Origin of the sequence: Bacillus xiamenensis, assembly GCF_000300535.1 — a bacterium.
Taxonomy (GTDB): domain Bacteria; phylum Bacillota; class Bacilli; order Bacillales; family Bacillaceae; genus Bacillus; species Bacillus xiamenensis.
Window position 1 is genome coordinate 1 of the sequence record NZ_AMSH01000104.1, and the last position, 4,090, is coordinate 4,090.

Consider the following 4,090-nt stretch of genomic DNA (forward strand, 5'->3'; position numbering starts at 1 on the left):
TTTTATGTCCCATTTGACTAGGTTAGTCTAATGCATGAGAGCAGTTTTTTATTAGAACCAACCTTTTACTGTGTCAACGATTCCGCCCCAAATGCCAGCGAAAAATCCACCTACACCGCGCATTGCAAGGATAAACCAGTTTGCTTTTTCATCGCCTGTTTTCGTCACAAGCTCGACACCTGATTGGTCTTTATTCAAATAGCCGTAGTCCTTCTCATCACCAGAATAAGAAGTCGTCAGCATGCCAACTTTCGTTCCTTTTTTAATAGGAGCTTCTAAGTTCTTTTGATCAAAATTCACTTTTGCTTTATAGCTCTTCTCGTCTCCATTTTTGACTGGCACAGAGAAAGCTTCTTTCGTGACGACGGGCACTTCTTTATCTTTCCCTTTATCGACTTCGATGTTTTCATGTCCTTTGATCTGTTGACCTTTTTTGTACATTTCTTTCATTGTAAAGTTTTTAAAAGCATAGTCGAACAGTTTTTTCGCCACGTCGAAACGAGCTGTATGAAGATTACCTTTTGCATTCAGAATAACTGCGATCACGCGCATGTCACCGCGTTTTGCTGTACCTGTGAAGCTAGAACCTGCTGAATCAGTAGAGCCTGTTTTCAGACCGTCTACTCCTTCATATTCTTTCACAAGTCCTTTCAGCATGAAGTTCCAGTTTGGCATGTCCATTTCATCATCTGTGCCTTCTCTGAACTTTGTTTTTGCGATGCTTGCTGTTTTAAGAATTTCTGGATGATCTTTGATGAGATGCTGTGCAAGCAATGCCATATCCTTTGCAGATACTTCACTTTCTTCATTAGGACCCGTACCCTTTGGCTGTTTGCCATGCAAGTCTTTATTTTCTAGTCCAGTTGCATTCACGAATTTGTAATTGGTTAAACCAAGTTCTTTCGCTTTTGCGTTCATTTTTTCAACAAACTTCGATTCTGAACCAGCGATCACCTCTGCTAAACCAATTGCTGCGGCATTTGCTGAATAGATAGCCGTTGCTTGATAAAGTTCTTTCACTGTATACGAGCCGTCTTTTCTCAAAGGAACATTTGATAAACTGCGATCCTGAGAAATTTCGTACACATAATCATCTGGCGTATATGTTTGATCCCATTTCACTTTGCCTTCAGAAATAGCCTCTAGCAATAGATACTCTGTCATCATCTTTGCCATACTTGCAATAGGCAGTCTTTGTTCTGCGTTTTTACTATAAAGAATTTTACCTGTAGAAGCTTCAATAAGGATGGCTGCTTTCGCATTCACATTGAATGGATCTTCAGCCGCTTTTGCTTTGGACATTGGTGTAAACGCTGTAACAATCAATGTCAGTGCAAGGATAGAGACCATAAGCTGTTTCAACATCTTGCTGTTCAATCGTCATACCTCCGTATTCATCTTTTTTCGACGTTTTTCATATATATTTAATCCACAAGGGCTTATTTCAACACAACAGTATAAATTTTATCACAATAAAGACAAAAAAAATAGACAGAGTCATAGACCCTGTCAAATGTAATTTGATTGTCACAATTTATCAAGAAATTGTGTAGTTTGGTGATTCTTTTGTAATTTGTACATCATGTGGATGGCTCTCACGAAGACCAGCACCAGTCATGCGAATGAACTGAGCTTCTTCTCTAAGTGAGCGTAAGTCCTTTGTTCCACAATAGCCCATACCAGAACGAATTCCGCCAACAAGTTGGTACACAGTATCAACAACTGGTCCTTTGTATGGTGTACGGCCTTCGATACCTTCTGGAACGAATTTTTTATTATCTTCTTGGAAGTAACGATCTTTACTGCCTTTTTCCATTGCAGCCACAGAACCCATACCGCGATAAACTTTGAAGCGTCTACCTTGGAAAATTTCTGTTTCTCCTGGGCTTTCAGATGTACCAGCAAGAAGGCTTCCTAACATAACAGCATGTCCACCAGCGGCTAATGCTTTCACGATATCACCTGAATATTTAATTCCACCATCTGCAATAATAGCTTTACCATGTTTTCTTGCTTCTGTTGCACAGTCATAGATCGCTGTGATTTGTGGCACACCAACACCTGCAACAACACGTGTTGTACAAATGGATCCTGGTCCGATACCAACTTTCACAATATCTGCTCCTGCTTCAAACAATGCTTTTGTTGCTTCAGCTGTTGCAACATTACCAGCAATGATGTTAAGAGAAGGATACGTTTCACGGATTTTCGATACAGTGTCTAGGACACCTTGAGAATGACCGTGTGCTGTATCAATAACAATCACATCAACATTGGCTTCTACTAATTTTTTCACACGAGTCATGGTATCGCCAGTGACACCAACAGCGGCACCAACAATTAAACGGCCATGTGCATCTTTAGAGGAGTTAGGGAATTCAATCACTTTTTCAATATCTTTGATGGTGATGAGACCTTTTAACGTTCCTTCGTCATCTAAAAGAGGTAATTTTTCAATTTTATATTGCTGTAGGATTTTTTCAGCTTCTTCTAATGTTGTTCCAACAGAAGCTGTCACAAGTTCCTCTTTTGTCATCACGTCGCTAATCTTCATTGAATAATCCGAAATAAAACGAAGGTCACGGTTCGTAATAATCCCAACAAGCTTTTGATCCTGTTCGTTATTGACAATCGGTACACCAGAAATACGATATTTACCCATTAAATGTTCTGCGTCGAATACTTGATGATCTGGTGTTAAGAAAAATGGATTGGTAATAACGCCACGCTCTGAGCGTTTTACTTTGTCCACTTGTTCTGCTTGCTGCTCAATGGACATGTTTTTATGAATGATTCCAAGACCACCTTGACGTGCCATTGCAATCGCCATTTGTGATTCGGTCACAGTGTCCATTCCCGCACTAATAATCGGAATGTTCAGCTTTAAAGTGCTTGTTAACTCAACTGATAAATTGACGTCGCGCGGAAGCACCTCAGATTTTGCTGGAACAAGCAACACATCGTCAAACGTCAAACCTTCTTTTGAAAATTTACTTTCCCACATTAGTAAATCCCCCTCTTTTCGGCAAAATATTATATGTAGATTATCAACTAGGAAACAGCATGTCAAGGAAGCAACAAACAGTTGCAATTTTTAGAAAATAATTAGAGAGTTGAGGAAGAAGATGAACAGTTCAGGATGGAAGGATTTAAAACGTTTTTACTCACTCGAAACTTCCCAGAAGTTTCTATTTCAACAATACGAGAAACGGAACATTCAGGATGCAAACCAACACGCCTATAAAAACTGTGAGCGATTTATTTACTTTTTAAAACATGGTCATACATTCTATGAACAAGCTGCCATAGCTCCACTCGAACTAAAACCGATTTTATTATTTTATGGAATGGCTCAGCTGCTAAAGGCATGTTTACTGACAGTAGATCCCTACTATCCATCTCAAACCTCTGTCTTAGCTCACGGTGTAACCTCAAGAAAAAGAAAGAAGCAACATTATCGTTTTAGTGAGGATGAAGTAAAGATTCAGCGAAACGGATTATGTATGCATGTATTAAAGCACTTATTTCATTTAAATGGTCTTGAAGACGAGCGATTTACAATGATCCATCTCCTTTCAAAAATACCAGAAATGAGTCATGTTCTTGAGTTCCAAAAGCAGCCCTCAACATTAGTGAAGGTAGAACAAGCAAATGGCATGTTGATTCAGGATCATATTCCATTGCTTTATAACATGTCGGCTGAACGCTTTATTGAATATTTTGAGTTTCATACAAGTTGGAAGCTTAAACAGAGAGAAGCAAAGAAACTGACATTTGACGTATTTTCAGAAGAAAATCCTGCTCTTGCTACTCATCTTCATTATGATTTAGAAATGAATCAGTGGTTTATCCCATCAACACGAGATGCATTTTTAGGGATCCCTGAAATCATCAGCCATTACTTGTTAATGTATAACCTCAGTATGATTGCTCGCTACGAAACAGAGTGGTGGTACGAGCTGCTGTCTCAATATATTAGTGATGATTACGTCATGATTGAACGCTATATGGAGATTGCAGAGGACAAGTTTCCAGCTTATATCATGATGCTGCTAGAAGAAAACACAAAAAAGACCAGTTCCAAATGGAA

General features: G+C 39.0%; 3 protein-coding genes. 1 reads left to right on the forward strand and 2 read right to left on the reverse strand.

Annotated features, from left to right (window positions below; translation table 11 throughout):
• Positions 1-51 precede the first annotated feature (51 nt).
• Positions 52-1,377, reverse strand: coding sequence for a D-alanyl-D-alanine carboxypeptidase family protein (locus BA1_RS18005; RefSeq protein ID WP_008362145.1), 1,326 nt, complete (start codon positions 1,375-1,377; stop codon positions 52-54).
• A 160-nt stretch (positions 1,378-1,537) separates the two neighbouring features.
• On the reverse strand, positions 1,538-3,004 hold the full coding sequence (guaB, locus tag BA1_RS18010) for an IMP dehydrogenase (RefSeq protein ID WP_008362147.1): 1,467 nt from the start codon (positions 3,002-3,004) through the stop codon (positions 1,538-1,540).
• 121 nt (positions 3,005-3,125) lie between these two features.
• On the opposite strand from guaB, the gene BA1_RS18015 reads away from it, so the two are divergent.
• On the forward strand, positions 3,126-4,090 hold a 965-nt coding region (locus tag BA1_RS18015; protein ID WP_008362149.1), incomplete at its 3' end, for a YaaC family protein.